General features: G+C 47.8%; 23 protein-coding genes and 1 tRNA gene. 10 read left to right on the forward strand and 14 right to left on the reverse strand.

The window, feature by feature from the left end; genetic code table 11:
• Nucleotides 1–20: 20 nt before the first annotated feature.
• The 4 genes from ACO1NU_RS04095 to ACO1NU_RS04110 form a co-directional block, all read right to left on the reverse strand.
• Nucleotides 21–968 (reverse strand): hypothetical protein, encoded by a 948-nt coding sequence (locus tag ACO1NU_RS04095; RefSeq protein WP_448817189.1) that lies wholly within the window; start codon nt 966–968, stop codon nt 21–23.
• Between the two features lie 366 nt (nt 969–1,334).
• Entirely contained in the window at nt 1,335–2,369 is a 1,035-nt protein-coding gene (locus ACO1NU_RS04100) for a TQO small subunit DoxD (protein WP_448817190.1), read from the reverse strand.
• Nucleotides 2,370–2,416: 47 nt separating this feature from the next.
• Nucleotides 2,417–2,797 (reverse strand): hypothetical protein, encoded by a 381-nt coding sequence (locus tag ACO1NU_RS04105; protein ID WP_448817191.1) that lies wholly within the window; start codon nt 2,795–2,797, stop codon nt 2,417–2,419.
• Nucleotides 2,798–2,915: 118 nt separating this feature from the next.
• Entirely contained in the window at nt 2,916–3,377 is a 462-nt protein-coding gene (locus tag ACO1NU_RS04110; RefSeq protein ID WP_448817192.1) for a DUF5655 domain-containing protein, read from the reverse strand.
• Nucleotides 3,378–3,697: 320 nt separating this feature from the next.
• Between ACO1NU_RS04110 and ACO1NU_RS04115 the strand changes: the two genes are divergently transcribed.
• On the forward strand, nt 3,698–4,444 hold the full coding sequence (locus ACO1NU_RS04115; protein WP_448817193.1) for an SDR family oxidoreductase: 747 nt from the start codon (nt 3,698–3,700) through the stop codon (nt 4,442–4,444).
• 65 nt (nt 4,445–4,509) lie between these two features.
• Nucleotides 4,510–5,424 (forward strand): helix-turn-helix domain-containing protein, encoded by a 915-nt coding sequence (locus ACO1NU_RS04120; protein WP_448817194.1) that lies wholly within the window; start codon nt 4,510–4,512, stop codon nt 5,422–5,424.
• 222 nt (nt 5,425–5,646) lie between these two features.
• On the opposite strand, the gene ACO1NU_RS04125 is transcribed toward ACO1NU_RS04120, so the two are convergent.
• Nucleotides 5,647–5,731 (reverse strand) — tRNA-Ser (locus tag ACO1NU_RS04125).
• A 197-nt stretch (nt 5,732–5,928) separates the two neighbouring features.
• Here ACO1NU_RS04125 and ACO1NU_RS04130 point away from each other — a divergent pair.
• On the forward strand, nt 5,929–7,200 hold the full coding sequence (locus ACO1NU_RS04130; protein WP_448817195.1) for a mechanosensitive ion channel family protein: 1,272 nt from the start codon (nt 5,929–5,931) through the stop codon (nt 7,198–7,200).
• A gap of 70 nt (nt 7,201–7,270) precedes the next feature.
• Nucleotides 7,271–8,146, forward strand: a complete 876-nt coding sequence (locus tag ACO1NU_RS04135; RefSeq protein WP_448817196.1) for a PfkB family carbohydrate kinase — start codon at nt 7,271–7,273, stop codon at nt 8,144–8,146.
• On the opposite strand, the gene ACO1NU_RS04140 is transcribed toward ACO1NU_RS04135, so the two are convergent.
• Complete coding sequence (locus ACO1NU_RS04140) at nt 8,143–8,340, reverse strand: KTSC domain-containing protein (protein ID WP_448817197.1); 198 nt, start codon at nt 8,338–8,340, stop codon at nt 8,143–8,145. The genes ACO1NU_RS04135 and ACO1NU_RS04140 overlap by 4 nt on opposite strands.
• 64 nt (nt 8,341–8,404) lie before the next feature.
• On the opposite strand from ACO1NU_RS04140, the gene ACO1NU_RS04145 reads away from it, so the two are divergent.
• Nucleotides 8,405–10,396 carry a PAS domain S-box protein gene (locus ACO1NU_RS04145; RefSeq protein WP_448817198.1) on the forward strand — a complete coding sequence of 664 codons (1,992 nt, stop codon included), beginning with the start codon at nt 8,405–8,407 and terminating at the stop codon, nt 10,394–10,396.
• 9 nt (nt 10,397–10,405) lie between these two features.
• Here ACO1NU_RS04145 and ACO1NU_RS04150 read toward each other — a convergent pair whose 3' ends face one another.
• Entirely contained in the window at nt 10,406–10,789 is a 384-nt protein-coding gene (locus ACO1NU_RS04150) for a DUF3037 domain-containing protein (RefSeq protein WP_448817199.1), read from the reverse strand.
• The gene (locus ACO1NU_RS04155; protein WP_448817200.1) at nt 10,767–11,561 is read right to left on the reverse strand and encodes a HipA family kinase; all 795 of its coding nucleotides are present in this window, start codon (nt 11,559–11,561) and stop codon (nt 10,767–10,769) included. Before ACO1NU_RS04155 ends, ACO1NU_RS04150 begins: the two co-directional genes overlap by 23 nt.
• A gap of 116 nt (nt 11,562–11,677) precedes the next feature.
• Between ACO1NU_RS04155 and ACO1NU_RS04160 the strand changes: the two genes are divergently transcribed.
• Complete coding sequence (locus ACO1NU_RS04160; RefSeq protein WP_448817201.1) at nt 11,678–12,409, forward strand: SRPBCC family protein; 732 nt, start codon at nt 11,678–11,680, stop codon at nt 12,407–12,409.
• A gap of 53 nt (nt 12,410–12,462) precedes the next feature.
• On the opposite strand, the gene ACO1NU_RS04165 is transcribed toward ACO1NU_RS04160, so the two are convergent.
• The 3 genes from ACO1NU_RS04165 to ACO1NU_RS04175 all read right to left on the reverse strand — a co-directional run bounded on the left by ACO1NU_RS04165 (nt 12,463) and on the right by ACO1NU_RS04175 (nt 13,606).
• Nucleotides 12,463–12,873, reverse strand: coding sequence for a cupin domain-containing protein (locus tag ACO1NU_RS04165; RefSeq protein ID WP_448817202.1), 411 nt, complete (start codon nt 12,871–12,873; stop codon nt 12,463–12,465).
• Between the two features lie 9 nt (nt 12,874–12,882).
• Nucleotides 12,883–13,053: a hypothetical protein gene (locus ACO1NU_RS04170; RefSeq protein ID WP_448817203.1), complete on the reverse strand. Its 171-nt coding sequence runs from the start codon at nt 13,051–13,053 to the stop codon at nt 12,883–12,885.
• 91 nt (nt 13,054–13,144) lie between these two features.
• On the reverse strand, nt 13,145–13,606 hold the full coding sequence (locus ACO1NU_RS04175) for a MaoC family dehydratase (RefSeq protein ID WP_448817204.1): 462 nt from the start codon (nt 13,604–13,606) through the stop codon (nt 13,145–13,147).
• Between the two features lie 95 nt (nt 13,607–13,701).
• On the opposite strand from ACO1NU_RS04175, the gene ACO1NU_RS04180 reads away from it, so the two are divergent.
• Nucleotides 13,702–13,932 carry a YtxH domain-containing protein gene (locus ACO1NU_RS04180; RefSeq protein ID WP_448817205.1) on the forward strand — a complete coding sequence of 77 codons (231 nt, stop codon included), beginning with the start codon at nt 13,702–13,704 and terminating at the stop codon, nt 13,930–13,932.
• Nucleotides 13,933–13,999: 67 nt separating this feature from the next.
• Nucleotides 14,000–15,538, forward strand: coding sequence for an IS1182 family transposase (locus tag ACO1NU_RS04185; protein ID WP_448817206.1), 1,539 nt, complete (start codon nt 14,000–14,002; stop codon nt 15,536–15,538).
• A gap of 149 nt (nt 15,539–15,687) precedes the next feature.
• Here ACO1NU_RS04185 and ACO1NU_RS04190 read toward each other — a convergent pair whose 3' ends face one another.
• Together ACO1NU_RS04190 and ACO1NU_RS04195 are read right to left on the reverse strand one after the other, a co-directional pair.
• Entirely contained in the window at nt 15,688–16,128 is a 441-nt protein-coding gene (locus ACO1NU_RS04190) for a hypothetical protein (RefSeq protein ID WP_448817207.1), read from the reverse strand.
• Between the two features lie 55 nt (nt 16,129–16,183).
• Entirely contained in the window at nt 16,184–16,456 is a 273-nt protein-coding gene (locus ACO1NU_RS04195) for a hypothetical protein (RefSeq protein WP_448817208.1), read from the reverse strand.
• Nucleotides 16,457–16,578: 122 nt separating this feature from the next.
• Here ACO1NU_RS04195 and ACO1NU_RS04200 point away from each other — a divergent pair, with 122 nt between their 5' ends.
• A complete protein-coding gene (locus ACO1NU_RS04200; protein ID WP_448817209.1) occupies nt 16,579–17,559 on the forward strand; it encodes an SDR family oxidoreductase in 981 nt (326 codons plus the stop codon).
• Between the two features lie 45 nt (nt 17,560–17,604).
• Nucleotides 17,605–17,946 carry a hypothetical protein gene (locus ACO1NU_RS04205; protein WP_448817210.1) on the forward strand — a complete coding sequence of 114 codons (342 nt, stop codon included), beginning with the start codon at nt 17,605–17,607 and terminating at the stop codon, nt 17,944–17,946.
• On the opposite strand, the gene ACO1NU_RS04210 is transcribed toward ACO1NU_RS04205, so the two are convergent.
• Nucleotides 17,923–19,248 carry an acetylxylan esterase gene (locus ACO1NU_RS04210; RefSeq protein WP_448817211.1) on the reverse strand — a complete coding sequence of 442 codons (1,326 nt, stop codon included), beginning with the start codon at nt 19,246–19,248 and terminating at the stop codon, nt 17,923–17,925. The genes ACO1NU_RS04205 and ACO1NU_RS04210 overlap by 24 nt on opposite strands.
• Nucleotides 19,249–19,260: the final 12 nt, after the last annotated feature.

The raw sequence follows: 19,260 nt of genomic DNA on the forward strand, positions 1-19,260 counted from the left end.
CAAATTTGTAAATCCAAGCTTCAAAAAGCGACTTTTTTTCGGAGTTCTGGCATTCTCCTGACCTCGGTCACGGGTTTCTTATTCACCAGCGGCTTTTTGCAAAACCCCGTCCTCGCAAACTCTCTCAGCAAGGTGTTACCGGCATAGCCCATACCCTCCATGTTGTTGAAGCGCGTCGGAAAAACTGCCTGGCAGACGTCCACGGGACTTGCATCCTTAGGCGAAGGTTCGTCCGCGGGATAGGCAGCAATAATAGCGCATGGACTGAAGCCCTTGTTATTCAGCAGCACGTATTCATGCGTTTGTCCCATTTCCCCATACATCAGCAGCGACATGCTGACCAGCACCATACATCCAGGATCAGCCTGAGCCTTGAGCCGGATGGTTTGTTCGGGCATCACATCGTATTTTTTAAAGTCCACATCCTGCATATCCAGATACTCCAGGTACTCCTGGCGGAAGTCGAAAGCCACGGCCATCAGCCGGATCCGGTAGCGCGAAGCAGCATATCCGGCCGCTTTTTTGACGTCTTTGGCCGGGTGGAAGCGGCCTATAGTAACCAGGATGTTTCCTTCTTCATCCCGTTTCAGTTCGTGAGGGATCTGCAGCACCTCTGCCAGTTTGCTATTGCCATTAAAGTCCATCCCCACGAGTTGCTGAAGATCGGCATCGTGCAGGTCGCGTTCCCCAATACTACCTGTCAGGCTGCTTCGCAGTGCCTGGTAGACCTGTTTTGTTGTGCGGGCGACCGCTTCCCCGTCGCGGAAAATGAAAGCAGGCTCAAAGCCCCTGCGGATCACCGCCGCTGCCGAGCTGCTCAGGCCGAACTCGGTTGAAGCCCTTACACTCTCCGGTGTCTGTTTGAATTTGCGGGGTTTCCCCTGAATGATGTTCTTGTTGCGGTACCTGCGGTACACTACGGAACCTGCTGTTCCGCGTACTGCTCCTTTGTGATCAATGATAGCCATGGTTTTCTATTTTTCCTCAAGGTAGGCCGGCGGAATAAAAAGGACGATTCTTAAGCGAAAATTTCCAAATTCTTCCCAAAAACGTCGCAAAACAGCTGATTTTTGCGAATTTGGGGAATGAAGACCGGGCTGTCCGCTGAGGGGTTTTATGAGTTCCATTCGCCGGTCGCCAGCTTTTTCGCTCTCCTTCGGACTGAGCTTTCCGCTCCTTACGGCTCTTGCCGTCGAAAGAAAACCAGCGTGCAGACCAGTGACGAGTCCGACCTTGAATAATACAGGTCGGACTCATCACTGGTCCAGCGCGCCCTCTTCACTCTTTCAGAGAGCAGACGAGCACCTTCCAAAGTACAGAGAGGGAGAAAAGCGCTAAGGGAAGGCCATAGACTTTCCTACAGTTGCCACCCATTCGATCCCGCTGATATCAACAAGCTTCAATGAATAATCCTCGTCAGGGTTTACATGAAATCCGGCCAGGTCGAGCGAGATATCCGCCTTTGCCCCCAGTGGGATGATCAGGCTGTGTTTTCCGGGTTTGGCCTTCGTCACATAGTGATTTCTGATCTCACCGGCAGAAAGGGATGAAAGTTGGGCCGCATCCTTCTTCATCATCACCTCACCGGCCTTGTTCAAGAGCTGTATCTCTATCAGAAAAGACCCGTAGACATCAGCGCCCTCCGTCCGGTAAATCCTGAACTGCAGGCTTCCCTTTTCTATCCTGGCGTCTGATATCTCCACCTTTGGTTTCACGGATTTATTGTGCAGGGTTCCCCATACCCCACCGTGAAATACCTGATTGGTAAACAGGGTAAGAAACAAGATCATTGCTGAGGCGATAAAAACGGGGACTTTGAACTGTTTCAAGGGCAAGGTTCCAGAACCCAGCCAACAAAACCACCTGGTCCGGGTAAAAGGCAAACCCTTCTGCATGAAGTAATGATCAAGGGAGCCTGCTCCACTGCCGCTCAGAAATAGCGTAAAACCGCCGGCCACGCCCAGCACACCAATCTGCCATTCATCCAGGCATGTAGTACCGAGCCAACCTGAACCCAGTAAGATGCCCATGGCGAGGCCCAGGACGCCTATACTGGCCAGGCGGGTAAACAGTCCCAGCATGAGGAACAAACCCACCACTGCTTCAACAATGGTAAAAACAACCATGGCCAGATGCAGGTCATCAGGATGAGTGACCAGATACTCGATAATGGGCTTAATGCCGAGCGCATTCGGCAGGAAGTGGTTGAATTTCTCTCCTATATAGCCTGCTTCTCCAGGAATGAGTTTGTCTTCTAAAACCATTCTTCTCCAAAAGGCGGAGAAGTATGTCCAGCCTATCACCAGGCGCATGGACAGCGTAATAAGACCTGCCATATCCGATGGCCGGTCATCTCTATAAATCTTCATTGGGAAATATTTTATTTAAACGAAAGTTGATTGGGCGAACTTGCTTATTAAGCCAGATCCAGCTTCAGTCGCTTAAATAAAATGTATTTAGGAGGAGCGTTCGGTGCAATACAGTAGCTGTACTTCGATTTTACACAGCATGATATTAGTTCCTGTGAACCAAAATGATAAGCATAAAGATCGACAGGAAGAATCGTCAAAACAGGATTAGTCTTTTCGCTCGATGCCTTATGGAATGCGGTATCAGTGAAGCTGCATTTTGAAGCAGAAAAGATAGTTACCCGCGTTTTATTGAGCGAATCGTTCGAACCGGCACCTACTGCCTGATACAGATTCTTTTTCACGGAACAAGGTGCCAATGCGAACAGTGCGACAAGGATCATCAGAATCCTCCGCCAGTATAAGATATGTCCGCGTACGTACGCCACAGCTGCAAGTATAAGGATTAACTTCTATTTTTGGGAAATGCGGCCACACCTGCAGGACCTACTGAAAACGGTTGGTCTGGTAAAACGAACTGCTCATGGTTCATACCAAGCGGTAAATTTACGATTGATCGGGATAATCGCCGACTTCATGGTGGACTTGCGCTGACTGTTCCGGGCGTTTCTTTCGCATCAATTCATAAGATTCCCGAATATAGACGAACAAATCCGGCCTGATATCTTCAGCTGCATCGACGCGAACATGGTTCTCGTATTTGTTACCCACTTTGATGCTTTTGACTACCGGTCTTTCCGGGTGCGCGGCTGCTGAATAAAACTTGATATCCAGCCATTTTTTCATCGGACGTATTACGAGAAAACCCACCCTGCGGGTAAATACTATGCAGTTCGGTGTTACACCCACCAGTACTTTCTCCCAATCCGCCACTTCAGCGAGCACCTTATCAAACGCTAGAACCAACTCCGGCGAACGGCCCTCGAATAAGCTATCCAGGCTGACTCGCTGACAATAATGCCGGTAATCTTTCCAGGGCAGTTCCCGATCACATTTGGGCAGGTCCAACTCATTGTTTAAATTTTACTTATACAACAGCAAAAAGATGCACCTGTTTCATGGGCTCAAAACCTCTTGTTGTAAATTATTGGGAATCAAATCATATACCTATGAGCACAGAGAGTAAAGTGGAGAGGAATTCTGTATCCGATCTCTAAAATTCATCAAGCGAACACCTGCATCGAGAGGCGTAGAAAAGAGTTGCAGCGATTCCGGAACTAAACCGTCTAAAAGTACCTCCCACGATTTAGCTACATCATTCGAGGATTGAGCTACACCGGGCTGCATCCTGCTCCCGACCTTTGATCTATCAGACAAACAAAAGAAAAATGATGGAAAACGTAAAAGGAAAAGTAGTAGCGATTACCGGTGCGAGCAGCGGTATCGGAGAAGCGATAGCCAGACATCTGTCGGACCTCGGGGCGAAAGTAGTTCTGGGCGCGCGAAGAGTTGACAGGCTTAAGGTCGTAGCGGAAGAGATCACGGCCAAGGGTGGCGCTGCCGTCTATAAAAGGCTTGATGTCACCGACACCAACGACGTAAAGGAATTTGCGGGCTACGCCGTGGAGCAGTTCGGCACTTTGGATGTATTTGTCAATAACGCGGGACTGATGCCCCTGTCGATGATCAATAGCTACAAGGTCGATGAATGGCACCGCATGGTGGATGTCAACATCAAAGGCGTCTTACATGGCATTGCAGCCGCACTTCCAATCTTTGAGGAAAAGGATAGTGGACAGTTTGTGAATGTCACCTCTGTAGCTGATCGCTGGATCGGGCCGACGTCTGCTGTGTATAGCGCGACCAAATTTGCGGTAAGGGCACTGTCGGACGGACTGCGACAAGAAGTAAGCCGGAACATCCGCGTAACGCTGGTAGCTCCCGGAGCTACAGAATCGGAACTGGCAGAAACGATCTCCGATCCGGAATTGAAGAAGCTGGCTATCGAAAGGTTCAGGATTGATTTACTTCCTGCTGCAGCTATCGCCAGAGCAGTCGCGTTCGCTGTTTCCCAACCTTCAGATGTGGATGTAAATGAAATTGTAGTACGGCCGACAGCGCAGAAGAACATTTAAGCATTTCCGGAAGACACCTTCAGTAGAGATTTGTTCAAGGGAAATAATCAGGTAAATTCGCCTTTATGGAAACGACGGTCCAGTTTAACTCAATATCTGAGTTTCATACTTTTTGCAATCTGCCCAAACCCGGGCATCCGCTGATCAGCCTGATCGATTACAGTCAGGTTCAGTATCCGCCTAATGAATCGGAGCTGAAGTGGGTCCAGCACTTCTACTCGGTGGGCTTAAAGCGAAATATCATTGCAAAGTTCAATTATGGGCAGCAACAGTATGATTTCGACTCAGGAGTTTTGACATTCGTGTCGCCCCTTCAATTTTTAAAGTTGGAGATAAATCAAGATGCTGTAGTGGAACCGACCGGCTGGTTATTGCTTATACACCCTGATTTCCTGTGGAACAGTCCGCTGGCGAAAAAGATCAAGTCGTATGAGTTTTTCCAGTATGCCGCCAACGAGGCGCTTTTTCTGTCGGATAAAGAGGAAAAGATAGTCGTGGAGATCCTGCAGAATATTGAAAAGGAGTACCAGGCGAATATCGATCGATTTAGTCAGGAGCTGATCCTTGCGCAGCTGGAAACATTGCTCATCTACTCCGAGCGGTTTTATGAGCGGCAGTTTCTGACAAGGAGGAAATCGAACTATGAACTGCTGGAACGATTTGAGGAAGTACTCCTGCGGTCCTTTGAGAGCAAGCACTTGCTGGAAAGCGGGATCCCTACGGTTACTTATATGGCCGCCCAGTTGAATATCTCACCGAATTACCTGGGTACCTTACTGCGGATGCATACGAACCTGAATACGCAGCAGCATATTCAAAACAGGCTTGTAGATTATGCTAAAGAGCGCTTAAGCGCGACTCGCTTGCAGGTAAGTGAGATCGCCTACGAGCTGGGTTTCGAGCATCCGCAGTCGTTTAACAAGCTATTTAAAAAGAAAACAGGCATGTCACCTTTGGAATTCCGGCAGTCGTTTAATTAAACGGACGACGGTGGTATGAGATGCTGTTGTGGAAATGAACATTGCGATTGAGCTTAGTAGCTTACCATCCGGAATTGGTCTTCTCAAAGTTGGTGATCAGTGTAATATTAGTTTTGATTTGCTGTGTAAAACTCGCCGTTTTTATATAAGTCCTTGCGGATGCAGGAAAAAGGTGGTTGATATAAACAAGAAAAGGGATGATTGAAAAATCATCCCTTTCGGCGGAGAGTTAGGGATTCGAACCCCAGGACCTGTTACAGTCAACAGTTTTCAAGACTGCCGCAATCGACCACTCTGCCAACTCTCCGCGACAAAAGTACAAATAGTCACTTCATTTCCAAACTGGTTTTATGCTTTTTTTAAGAAGACAGCATAATTCATTCAGTACAAGAGAATTAATTTTTAATTAAAAAGCAAGTGCTGCTTCCTAACAGGGTTTTTACCTGCCCCTTCCTGTTGAAATTGGTAAATTGCGGGCCTTTTTACTACATCTTAATGCCCGAAATGATAGAAATACAACGTTGTTTTAACACTTACCTTGCCGACTGGGGTGTCGCAAGCGAACTGATCCCATACATCACGCTCTTCTGTAACATCCTGTTGATCGCTCTGCTGGCTTATCTGCTTATGTACATCGCGAAATGGGCAACAGAGAACTTTATACATGCTTTTTTCAAACGTACTTCGACGAAATGGGACGATATCATCATCGAGTTCAAGCTGCTTAATAATCTCGCAAGACTGATCCCTGTGCTGATCCTCAAGGCCCTTGCTCCTTTGGTCTTCATTAACTTTCCGGAGGTGCTTCCAGTCTTTGTCATTGCACTGGATCTTTGGATCATTGTGGTCATGACGAACGTCGTGCTGTCATTCCTGAAGGCGGCGGAATATATTCTTTCCAGCTCCCCTCTTTTCAAGAGCAAGCCGGTTGCGAGTTATTTTCAACTGGCCCGGCTCGTGGTATACATCGCTGTGGGTATACTCATGCTCTCCATATTGATGGGTAAGTCGCCGGTCTACTTCTTAAGCGCCTTCGGTGCCATGACAGCCATATTGCTGTTGATTTTTAAAGATACGATCCTGGGTCTGGTAGCCAGTGTGCAAATATCGGCCAACGATATGGTCAGAGTGGGCGACTGGGTCGAGATGCCAAAGTTTAATGCGGATGGAAGCGTGGTGGCTATGAATCTGAATACGGTTAAGATCAGCAACTGGGACAAGACGGTCACTACCGTGCCTACTTACTATTTCATTACAGACAGCTTCAAGAACTGGCGCGGCATGCAGGAGAGCGGCGGCCGGCGCATCAAGCGGGCGATCCATATTAATATCCGCTCCATTAAGTTTGTTGATCCGGAAATGCGGGAACGCTTTAAAAAGTTCTACCTGATCAGGGACTTTGTAGAGCGGCGCGAGCTGGAGATCAACGAGTATAATATGGAGCATGATGTGGACACCACAGAGCTCATTAACGGAAGGCGGATGACGAATATTGGCGTGTTCAGACACTATACCCAGGCCTTCCTTCAGCACCATAAAAACATCAGGAAGGACATGACGCTGATGGTCCGCCAGCTTCCACCCGATGACCGTGGCGTACCGGTAGAAATCTACTGCTTTACTGCTACAGTTGTATGGGCGGAATACGAAGGTATTCAGTCAGATATATTCGACCATCTCTTTGCTGCGGCAAAACATTTCGACCTTGAAATCTTCCAGGCTCCAAGCGGCAGCGATATCGTTCTGGCGGGCGAAAAGCTCGGCGGGCGGTCCTGATTTTCGCAAAGGCTGTTTGCTTGAACTTTATGGCTACATTTGCAGCATCTCTATAACACTTGAACATTACATGGTAGACATCTGCTGTATCGGACATATTACCCTCGACAAAGTTGTAAATCCTTCCGGCGAAGTACATATGCCAGGAGGCACTTCCTTTTATTTCTCGCACGCTATTGCCAACCTGGACACCCGCTACAGCCTGGTGACCGCCATTGCTGAATCGGAACGGCCTATTGTGTCGGGACTGGAAAGCATAGGGACTTCCGTAACGGCGCTTCCCAGTGCTCACACTGTGTATTTTGAAAATATTTACGGGCTGGATCAGGATAGCCGCACACAAAGGGTCACTCAGAAGGCTGATCCTTTCGAGGTGAACTCCTTTCTGGACGTGGATGCAGGAACCTACCACCTGGGACCGCTGCTTGGAGATGATATACCGCTGGCATTGATTAAGTACCTGTCGGCAAAGGGAGTTGTATCTCTCGATGTGCAGGGATATCTAAGAATGGTGAAGGATCAGAATGTAGTGGCAACAGACTGGGCTGAAAAGACTGAAGCGCTCCCTTATGTCGATATCCTGAAAGCTAACGATTCAGAACTGGCGGTGCTCACGGGCTGTGATGATGTGAGAGAGGGTGCTCAGATCATTGCCGCACTGGGGGTGAACGAAGTAGTTGTCACCCTGGGCAGCAAGGGCTCCCTGATCTATACCGGGGGTGAATTTCACGAAATTCCTGCATATACGCCCAATGAGATCGTGGATGCAACGGGCTGCGGTGACACATACATGGCAGGTTACCTCTATAAACGATCAAAAAATGCTGATTGCGAGGAAGCTGGCAAGTTCGGTGCTGCTATGGCTACGCTCAAGATCCAGTCGTCGGGCCCCTTTCGGGGAACTGGTACCGACGTTTACGCCATTATCCGTCAGGCAGCAGATTAGGAAACTTTCCGGTAGGTATAGGAGCCTTTAATCCGCTTGTTGAGAAAAGTTCCTTTCGACTGGAAGGCTTTCATTTCTGCAATTACCGACTCGGGTACCTCCAGATATTCGTATATCATTCCGGAAACAAACACGACCTTTAGCGTTTGAGTATCCGGATTGTAGTGATAAGACGCAATAACAGAAGATGGCATGTTGATTAATGGTTAAACTTTAGTTCAGTTCTATACAAATATTTTATTGAATATATTTGTTTTAATGGAAGACAACAACAAACCACTCATTAGCTTGAATGACTTCGATTTGTCTTCAATCTTCGATAGTGCGCACGATGCCATTATCACGCTGGACACAAATGGATGTATTATACACTGGAATTCTGCGGCATCCCGGATTTTAGGTCACCGGGCCCATGACATCATGGGTAAATCCGTAGAGGCGATCATACCGCAACGTTTGATCTTTGATGAAAAGCTAAACCTTCGAAAGCTCAACTCCGGGCATCCCCTGGAACATTATCATACTACAAGGCTCAACGAAAAGAATGAGGAGGTGCATATCTCACTCACTGCTTCGCTGATCAAAGACTCGTCGGGCAGGGTCCTTGGAATTTCTCAGATCTTCCATGCTCTTTCCATGCAGCTGATCTCCGAGGAGAAGCAGGCTATGCTTGCGGCTATTATTGAGTCGTCGGACGACGCTATCATCAGCAAGACACTTGATGGCTTCGTGACGAGCTGGAATAAAGGTGCAGAGGTCATGTTTGGTTATACCGAAGCGGAGATAATCGGGGAGCACATCTCCTTCCTGATCCCTGAAGACCGGATGTCTGAAGAAGAGCATATCATCAGCAATATCAGGAAAGGTATCCCTGTGGAGCATCTGGAAACGTTCAGGAAGACAAAAAGCGGGAAAGAAATAGCCGTGTCTCTGACCATATCTCCGGTTAAAGACAAGGACGGACATATTATAGGTGCTTCGAAGATAGCACGGGATATTACCAACAGCAAAGAGGCAGAAAGAGCCATCAAGCGCCATGCTCACGATCTGGAAATACTTCATTCCATTGGGAAGGTAATTTCTGAAGATCTGGAGATCGAGGTCATTCTGCAAAAGGTCTCTGATGCAACTACTCAGCTTACGGGTGCCGAATTAGGCGCCTTCTATTATAAAACGACAGACCACACAGGCCAGGTTGTTCGCCTGCACAGCTTGTCGGGAATCGCCAAAGGCCACCTACAAGATCTGGATGCAGATAAACTGACCGGACTCTTTGATCAGGTTTTCGTGGAAACAGCTGTCTTTCGCTCCGATGATATCCGGAAGGACAAGGGATCCCTGGGTACCAACGGACTTCAGGAGCTGTTTCACGGAATTCATCCCGTGGTGAGTTTGATGGTAATGCCAGTATTGACAAAGGGGAATGTGATTTTGGGAGGCCTGATGTTCGCCCATTGGGAAGCGGGCTGTTTTACGAAAAATCATCAGAACCTGGTGGCTGGTGTAGTGACCCAGGCGGCTACTGCTCTCGATAATGCTAAGCTATATAGAGAAGTGCGAATGCTCAATGCGAAGAAGGACGAGTTTATCGGGCTGGCCAGCCATGAGCTGAAGACTCCTCTTACCAGCATGAAAGGCTTTTTGCAGATCCTGGAGCGAAGTGAGATGAACAACAGGAACAGAATATTCGTGAGTAAGGCGCTTAAGCAGCTGAACAAGATAAGCGGACTGGTTGCTGACCTTCTCGATGTGTCCAAGATCCAATCCGGCAAGCTCCACCTGGATTTTGAGACATTTGATTTCCATGCCTTATTGCTTGAAGTGATCGAACCGATACAGTTTTCGTCGCCCAACCATGAAATAGAACTGGATATCAACACGCTGGTGCTTCCCGTACAGGCAGACCGGCAACGTATTGAGCAGGTGCTGATCAACCTCATTTCCAACGCCATCAAATACTCACCTGACGCAAACAGGATCATTGTCAGCGTAAGAAAGACCGATCTTGAGCTAAGGGTTGGAATCCGTGACTTTGGATTTGGAATAGAAGACCATCAGTTGAAGCATATCTTTTCACGCTTCTTCCGGGTCGAGAGCCTGGCCGCGCATATTTCCGGACTGGGTATCGGCCTATTTATATCCAAAGAGATCGTAGAACGTCATCAGGGACGCATCTGGGTAGAAAGCGAGCAAGGGAAAGGATCTGAATTCTTCTTCACCCTTCCCCTGATCAGGGAATTTACCGGTTAAGGGAAATTGCTATAATACCAGCTCCTGATGGAGCCGTTCAATGGTCATGTGGGGATCGGCACAAAAGCCTGGATGTACCCTGGAGGTCTGCAGGATGGTGCTTCGCATTGCCGTGATCCAGCGGAAGCGTTCGGCTATTGATAACTGACCAATAGGTCCGCCCTGCTTCCCTCCCGCACAGATTGCAGAAAAAGCATTCAGATTCTGTTCAACAACCTGCAGGTCTATATCGCCTGCGAATGCCTGAATGCGTTCTTTATCAATGGTCATGGTCATCTTCAGAAAACGCGAGGAAGAACAATACAGGATTACACCGACATTGAGGAATTCTTCGCGTTCTACCCTCGGGACCAGGCGGATGACGGCGTACTCAAATAAGTGTTTGTCTTGCATTTTGGGCTTCTTTAACGAATATGTCGGAATTAGAGATCCGGGTAACTAAAAAATCATAATACACGCGTCGGTTGAGTTCAGCCTCTTCGCTGCTTTCATCAGAGAGCCAGTGAGCAGGGATGAGGTTGACGATCGACTGGATTGTTTCAGGACTGAGCACGCTGCGGAACTCGCGGTCAACAAGCTCCAGCTCGCTAGCCTGACGGAGGAGTACATGATCTTTTACCTGTACAAACGGCTTCTTTGACTGCTCTTCCCAATTGCTCCAGGAATGGTGGAAATATAATGATGCACCATGATCTATCAGCCAGAGCTCGTTGTGCCACATCAGCATATTGGTATTTCTGGCTGTGCGGTCAACGTTTGTAAGCAGGCAGTCTAACCACACGATCTTCGAAGCCAGCAAAGGCTCCACGGTATAGACTACCGAGTCGAAGGTTATGGCGCCTGAGAGATAGTGCAGAGCAAGATTAAGTCCCCTGCTGAATTTAAGCAGGTCTTGTATCTCCTCATCTCCTTCTGTGCGGCCAAATGCCTCATCCAATTCCGCAAAGACTACTTCAGGAACGCGAAGTCCCAGCGCTCTTGCAATTTCACAGCCGATGAGCTCGGCTATGAGGGCTTTAACACCTTGTCCCGCCCCACGAAACTTGAGCACGTACATGAACTCGTCATCGGCTTCTGCTATTGCGGGCAGGGAGCCCCCCTCTCTGAGAGGAATGACATATCGGGTAACGTTTACAGTTCTCAGCTGCCTTATTTTTTCATCCATATTGAAGGTTCAAATTTATGATTTATTCTTTAAGCCGCGACGGTGACATAGCTGCGTTTCGCTATTATCGCAAACAAGTTGTTCGCCCGTATGTTCCTTGATAAAACCGATACATAATGGAAAACATAACTGATAAATTTAAGGATACACTAAACAATTCGTTTCTGGCTAACGCCGGAACGCCCAATGTAGATGCTACGGAGCGTGTTATTTCAATCGCTGCCGGTGCTGTCATTTTTTATAAAGGACTGAAAAACATCTGGAGCCATCCTATCATAGCCTTGCAGGAAGCAGCTGTGGGTGGGGTTTTACTCTACCGGGGAGCAACAGGTGTATGCCCGATCTATACACGCCTGGGTAAGGATACATCCGATCCGGAAGCCATCAATATTACTGAACGATTTATAGTAAATGTACCCCGGGAAACGATCTATCGCTTCTGGAGTAACCTGTCGAACCTTCCAAAATTCATGAAACACCTGAAGTCTGTGGAGCAGACCGGAGAGAATGTATCCCATTGGGTAGCTAACACTCCTGGAAACCTGGTGGGCCTGAGCTGGAATGCAGAAGTTACCCGCCAGGAAGAGAACGCATATATTGGCTGGCGTTCTATAGAAGGTTCTATGATTGACAATGCAGGCAAAGTGGAATTCAGCGACGCGCTTAACGGTACAGGTACCGAGTTGCTGGTGGAGATCAGCTACTTCCCTCCTGCCGGCAGTGTTGGTCGAGGCATCACATCCTTGTTTAACGGCGTGTTTGAAGACATGATTAAGGAAGACATCAATAACTTTAAACGTTATATCGAGGCAGAAGAGTTCAAGACCTTCGCCGGCTTACAGTCGTAAGCGCATAAAAAAAGGAAGCAAATTGCTTCCTTTTTTTATTTCTGAATAATTTCCTATGTGAGCTCCGTACTATCTGAAGTAGCCATGGTCAGCAGAAATGAAGAATCTTCGTATGCCTTCACATGGTGGCTGATTCGCTTATGAAGCGTAATCATTTGACCTGGTTCCAGATCTTCATGATGCTCTTCGGTAGCAAAGTGTATCCTGCCCTTCAGAACCTGCACACTGATGACCCCTGGAGCGGTATGCGGCTTCATTTCTGCACCCGCATGCAGTGCGATTAAAACGATACGCATTTCATCCGTTTTAAAGACTGTTATCGCTGTTCTGTCGCCCTCAATCCATGCCGGTTCCTTTTGAATCTTCTGACCGAGTTCGGAGAGATCAATGCGGACGAGCTTAGCATCCAGCACCCGGTCCCCTTCAGGACGCAGGGCGGTTGATTCGTTTCTTTTCTCTTCCATGGTTAAGATTTATAGGTGATCTGCTACCTTTTCAAGCTCCTGCGCTTTAAAGACGCTGGCTGATTCTTCTCCATCGATCATGACTTTAACTTCATCGGAATTTGCTTCCTGATCTTCCTGAATGATCCCCTCGCGACCGTCCCGGGTTTTAATCTTGTTTCCAAATTTTAATAGTTCCATAACTGACTAACAACTAAGCAGAATGATAGTTTTCGGACTTGTCACATTGCTATGGAAGAGAACGCCGGGATTACCGTAGGTCCGGCCCCGGCTATGCCTGAAAGTGATACAGGAATACGGCTTCCCCGTTGAAGGCGCTCTTCTTTTCGTCTTTTATCTCCAGGGTTACTTCTACCGTTGCCTTAACAGTTCCACGCAGGTTTACGACATCAGAAAGCTTTGCCTTCAGCCTGACTTCACTATCTACACGCACAGCCTGTCCGAAACGCAGGCTCTCGATTCCATAGTTGATTTCCATCTTCAGGTTTCCGATAGTAACAATCTGCTGCCACAGGTAAGGAATAAGTGAAAGGGTCAGATAACCATGCGCAATAGTCGTTTTAAACGGACTTTCTGCTGCTGCACGTTCTACATCCGTATGAATCCACTGGTAATCAAGGGTTGCCTCGGAAAACTTATTGATCTGTTCCTGAGTGATCTTGTGATAGGCCGAAACTCCAAGTTCCTGTCCTTTATATTGTTCAAATTCCTGAAAGTTGTTGATAGAAATCATTATACAAAATTGATTATGCCTGTAAAAACCGCTAATGTAAGAGTTTCAGGATAATCTACCTGCATTCGGAGAAATGGAATGGAAATTGTATTACTATGATTAAAAAAGTTATGGGATTATTCAGATATATAGTTCTTGGTGCTGCAGTAGCTGCGGGCGTCAAGTATGCAACGAAAAAACGACCGGACGGAAAGTCGTTTGTGGATGACCTGAATGAAAAGGCGCCGCAATGGATGGATCACGTAAAGAAGTATACGGATAAGTATACCGACCAATTGAAAGATCAATATGCCGGTGCAAAACAAACCCACCGGGATTACCAATAATAAAAGAAGCTGTCTCAAAAGGGCAGCTTCTTTTTGTTTATAGGGCGCTTTTTTCGTAAATTAAGGCATGGGAATCAAACGCTCGAGTGCAGTAGTTTTCAAGCCATATGATCAGGACCAGATATCCTTGCTCCCTCCAAGCCTGGACGAACTGATCGCTGAAAATCATCCGGTTAGGATCATTAACAAAGTAATCAATGAGATCGACACCAAACCCATCAACCGGACGTATAAAGGTGGGGGAGCCTCCAGTTACCACCCTCGATTATTGCTGAAAGTATTAGTTTACGGCTATCTGAGCAATGTATATTCAAGCCGCAAACTCGAAGAGCAGACGCGTGTTAACATTCACTTCATGTGGCTGACAGGTATGAAAACGCCGGATCATCATACAATCAACCGTTTCCGGGGGGAGAAGCTCTCGGGCATACTCAAGGAGATCTTCTCGCAGATTGTGCAACTTTTGGTAGCTGAAGGCATAGTTAATGTAAAGGAAGCGGTGTTCACCGATGGTACGAAGATTGAATCAGCTGCAAACCGGTATACATTTGTATGGGGCAAAGCGATCAAGACCAGCAAAGACCGGATTAAAAGCCAATTGGACGAACTTTGGAAGTATGCACAGGGCGTTGCAGCTGAAGAAATGCAGGACAGTTCCTCCTCTGAGTTTGAAAGTCTGGCTCCCGATAAGGTAAAAGCGGCGATCAGGAAGATCGATGAAGCCATCTCTGATAAACAGGACGTCCCCAAGAAGATAAAACAAAAGCTGAGCTATGCCGCAAAGAACTGGCCGCAGAACCTGGAACGCTATGATCAACAGGAGAAGTTACTAGCCGGTCGAAACAGCTACAGTAAGACCGACCAGGATGCCACCTTCATGCGAATGAAAGAAGATCACATGTTGAACGGGCAGCTCAAACCGGCCTATAACCTGCAAATCTCCACTCAGCAGCAGTTCATCCTTAACTATTCTTTACATCAAACATCCACCGACTACGGCACTTTAGCCAGCCATATCGAGGGCTACCAAGCTTTGTATAACGAAACGCCTGCGGCAATCGTAGCCGATGCAGGTTACGGATCAGACCAGAACTACGGCTTGCTGGAGGACAAAGGTATCGCCGCTTATATCAAGTATAATACCTTTGATAAAGAGCAAAAGGAAGGGATTAAAGCCTTCAGCAACGATAGCCTGTATCATAATAAAGTGGAGAACTATCTGGTTTGTCCGATGGGTCAGCCGATGGCACACATTGGCGACGGGCAGCGGGTAAGCCCATCAGGGTATGTGCAGATCATCAGCCGCTACCAGGCCAGGAACTGTCATGGGTGCCCTATGGCTGGCGTTTGTCACTCGGCAAAAGGTAATCGTATAGCCGAAGTCAACCATTCCTTGAGGAAGCATAAGCAGGTTGTAAAAGAAAGACTCAACAGTGAGCAAGGAATCAAATATCGGAAGCAACGTCCCGTCGATGTTGAACCGGTATTTGCCCACATTAAGAGTAATCATGGTTTCAAACGGTTCCTGCTGCGAGGCTTAACCAAGGTCGAGGTGGAAGTTGGCCTACTCTCCATCGCTCATAATCTGAGAAAATGGACGGCATAACAGCCTTTTTAGTCTTTTTTGCACCAATACTCACTAAAACGTTACAATCTCAATCTTAATAACTGCAGCTACCCTGATATCGTACTCCAACATCAAAACAACAGAAACAAAGAAGCCGCCTCATAATCCACTTATGAGACGGCTTCTTTTTATTTTCTGTTCAAGAGTGCATAAACCGCGGCTGTAACAAGGCCGCCAAATGTATAATAAAGGACAGTAAGGGCTTCAGCCTTTTGGTTCTTCGTTACAGGCGTGTCGTCCAGCCCCATAGGCTTAGGAAGTTTCAGTGCCCCCAGACCTGCAGATGCTCCCAAAATGGTACCCCTCAGCCATTTCTTGTCCTGGTTTCCGGAAGCAATCAGACTGTAGTAAAGGGCATTGCTGACGATATCCCCTGCGAGGGTGGCCTGATGGAGCTTTTTTCCTTTTGGGGGCTCTACACCAATCCTGGACAGTCCCTTCGATAAGGCTTCTTTGCCTATGAGATCTACTCGGGGTGCTTTGCTATCATACTTTCTAACCGTTTCATGAAGAATATTTACAGCTATGGCACCTGCCAGACCGGATATAATACCTTTCAACTTTCTCATACCCTATAAAGTTGGCTAGACAATGTTTTGTTTGCCGAATAAGAAAATCGTGCAGCTAGTAAGACTGAAGTGGAGAGATCGGATTCAGCTGATGGGAAATAAACCAATTGATGCCAGCAAGAATGTAGGCAAGTTTCTGATGCTGATAGTGAAGGGTTTGAAAATAGACGGTATTGTCCTGCGTGGAGATATAGAACTGCAACTCACCTTCCAGCGTTCTAAACTTTTCAGAACCAATATAAACTGCAATTGTTATACCTGTAACTTTTCCGGTAATGAGCCACGTGTAGGCTTCTGAAACCGACTCTTCTGCACTGAATTCTCGCATATATACTAAAGGAACAGGTGTACGGGGATTATAGTTTTGTCAAATCATACTCGTACCCTCATTACAACACCTTGTTTAAGTGATTGTTATCAGGTAGTACGAATATAAAGTTTACAGCTAAGATGAAAGAAATTAAATCGTTAAATAATTGTACCGTTGTTATCACAGGCGCATCTTCAGGTGCGGGCCGGGCAATGGCGCTGGAGTTTGCCCTTCACCAGGCGCGACTTGTACTGGCTGCCCGGAATGAAGCTGCATTGATGGAGCTTGCCGAAGAATGCAGGGAGCTTGGATCCAAGGTACTTATTGTGCCTGCTGACCTCTCCGATGCGAAAGCTGTCATCAATCTGGCGGGTGACGCAAATAATTTCGGGGACGGTATTGATGTATGGATCAACAATGCCGGTGTGCTGACTGCGGGAGAATTTGACAAAGTGCCTATGGAAGTGCATGCGCAGGTGATACAAACCAACCTCATGAGCTTTTTATTTGGTGCGCATGCCGTTATTCCCTACTTCAAGAAGCAGGGAAGCGGAATCCTGATCAACAACATATCCGTAGGCGGCTTTTTACCTGTACCGTTCGGGACTTCATACACGGCCAGTAAATTTGGGCTGCGGGGTTTCTCGGAAGCGCTGAAAGCAGAGCTTCAGGCTTGGAAGGATATTCATGTATGCGACCTCTTCCCTGCATTTCTGGACACGCCCGGCATACAGCATGCCGGCAACTACACGGGTAAGGTACTGAAGCCCGCTCCTCCGGTCTACGATCCGATGCGCCTGGCAAAGGCGGCGGTTTCCCTGGCTGTGCATCCGCGCTCCTCGGTCACCGTGGGAAGTGTCTCGACCGTGCTGCGGCTCGCCCATTCGCTTATGCCGGAGCTTACAGCAGGAATAGTTGCCCGCGTGATCCGCACCTATCTGCGCACAGCTGAGCCCACTGAAGTGACCAGCGGAAATGTATTCAATCCCCTACGCTTCGGCACCAGTACTCATGGCGGCTGGGGCTTACCGGGGCGCCCAAAGGCCCATCGCAAATACATTGTCGCCGCAGCTGTGATTGCCGGCGTTCTGTCTGCCGGATTCCTCAGCGGGAGACGTTAAGCTAAACAATTCAGGTCGACCACCGTTCTTGATGAAAAAGTATCTATGACAGCATCTGATAATAGCTTTCGCGAAGAATTTAAACCTATAGTAGTGCCTGCCTCCTACGAGGCGGCTGCAACAGAAGAGAGTAAGATCATATTTGCCCTGGCACAAATCGGCGAGGGAAGCACAGACGAGGTCGTGGCCAAGCTGGAAGAGCTTGAACCGGGAAGTACAAGTGCTCAACTGAGGCTGATCGTCGAGGATGTACTTTCCGGTTACTATGACAAAGGGCTGCTTAAAGGCAGCGAGGTGAACGGAGAAATGAAGTATAACCTCAGCAAGATCACCGAGGCCAACGAGGGAGAAGTTAACCCCGATCTACTTGCTCCCGGGCTCGACTAGTTTCAGCTGCTCTTTAATCCAGTTAATTGATTCCCTGTTCGTCTCTTCGAACCGCCAGTGTGCCGATACCGGTGTGATGCGGATCGTTTTTGGCGCTTTGATTGTGTTTATGGCTGCGTAGACGGAGGTGGGCGGACAGGTATTGTCGTTATATCCCCATGAATAGAACCCCGGCACTTTAATCTGCCGGGCGAAGTTCACCACGTCGAAATACTGCAGAGTCTTCAGATTATCAGGCCGGTTTACCACAGGAGCACTTACCTGGTTCAGCATGTGAGGCCAGCCTCCTGCCCTATTATGAAGGTACCCGGTTATATCACATAGCGCCGGGTAGAAAGCAACGAGACAGTTTACCTTTGGATGCAGTGCAGCGGTGACGATGGATAGGGCTCCTCCCTGACTTCCGCCCGTTACAGCTACGTTCTTCCCGTCAAACTCGGGAAGGCTACACAGGTAATCTATTGCTCTGACACAGCCCAAATAGACTCTTTTGTAATAATATGCGTCGCGATCGTTGAGATTATGAAGCCAGTAGTCGCCGAAAGCAGTGCTTATACTCCGGTAAACCGAGGCATCAAGCATGGGAGACAGACCATGTATCTCGGTGGTAAAGCTGATAAATCCCTGCTCCGCCAGCGATGTTGCCGGAGCAAAAGGCTTTACTCCTGCGCCGGGTGGAGAGAAAATTACCGGGTATTTACCTGCTTTTTTGGGTTTGCATAGATATCCATACATGCGTTGCCCCTTGCCTGTTGTTTGAATACTAACCAGGAATACGTCAACGGTGCTGGTAGAATAGGCGGGCAGATGTTCCACCTGAGGATCGAGAGGAACATCGCGGAGCGCATCCATACTCTGCTTCCAGAACTGATTGAAATCTGCGGGGAGTGTCGTCGTAGCCTCGATCGCCTCAGGAGAAAAGGCAAGCTTTACCTGGTTCTCATAGCTATTGTTGTTGTGCGTAGTCTTTACCTTCAAATACCTGAAGCCTGGCTGTTTCGATGTTTCCATCTGTATAGTTCCTGAGCCATCTTTCAGAAGGAGGCTTCCTTTTCCATCTGCATTCATCATTTCCGGACCGGTAGCGTATTCAACTTTCACATTTTTTAATGGAACGCCGTATTGGAGAACAGTCACTTTCACAAGCGGTTTTTCACTCGTAAGATACTTCCAGTCAGAATGATCAGGACTGAGAATGACATCCACCAGTTTAATCGGCGCAGGCGAATTCTGAGAATATACTGCGTGAGCGGTGAGAAAAAATACCGCATTGAAAAACATTAATACCCAATTTCTGTTCATAGCGTAAAGGTT

The organism is Arcticibacter sp. (genome assembly GCF_053551015.1).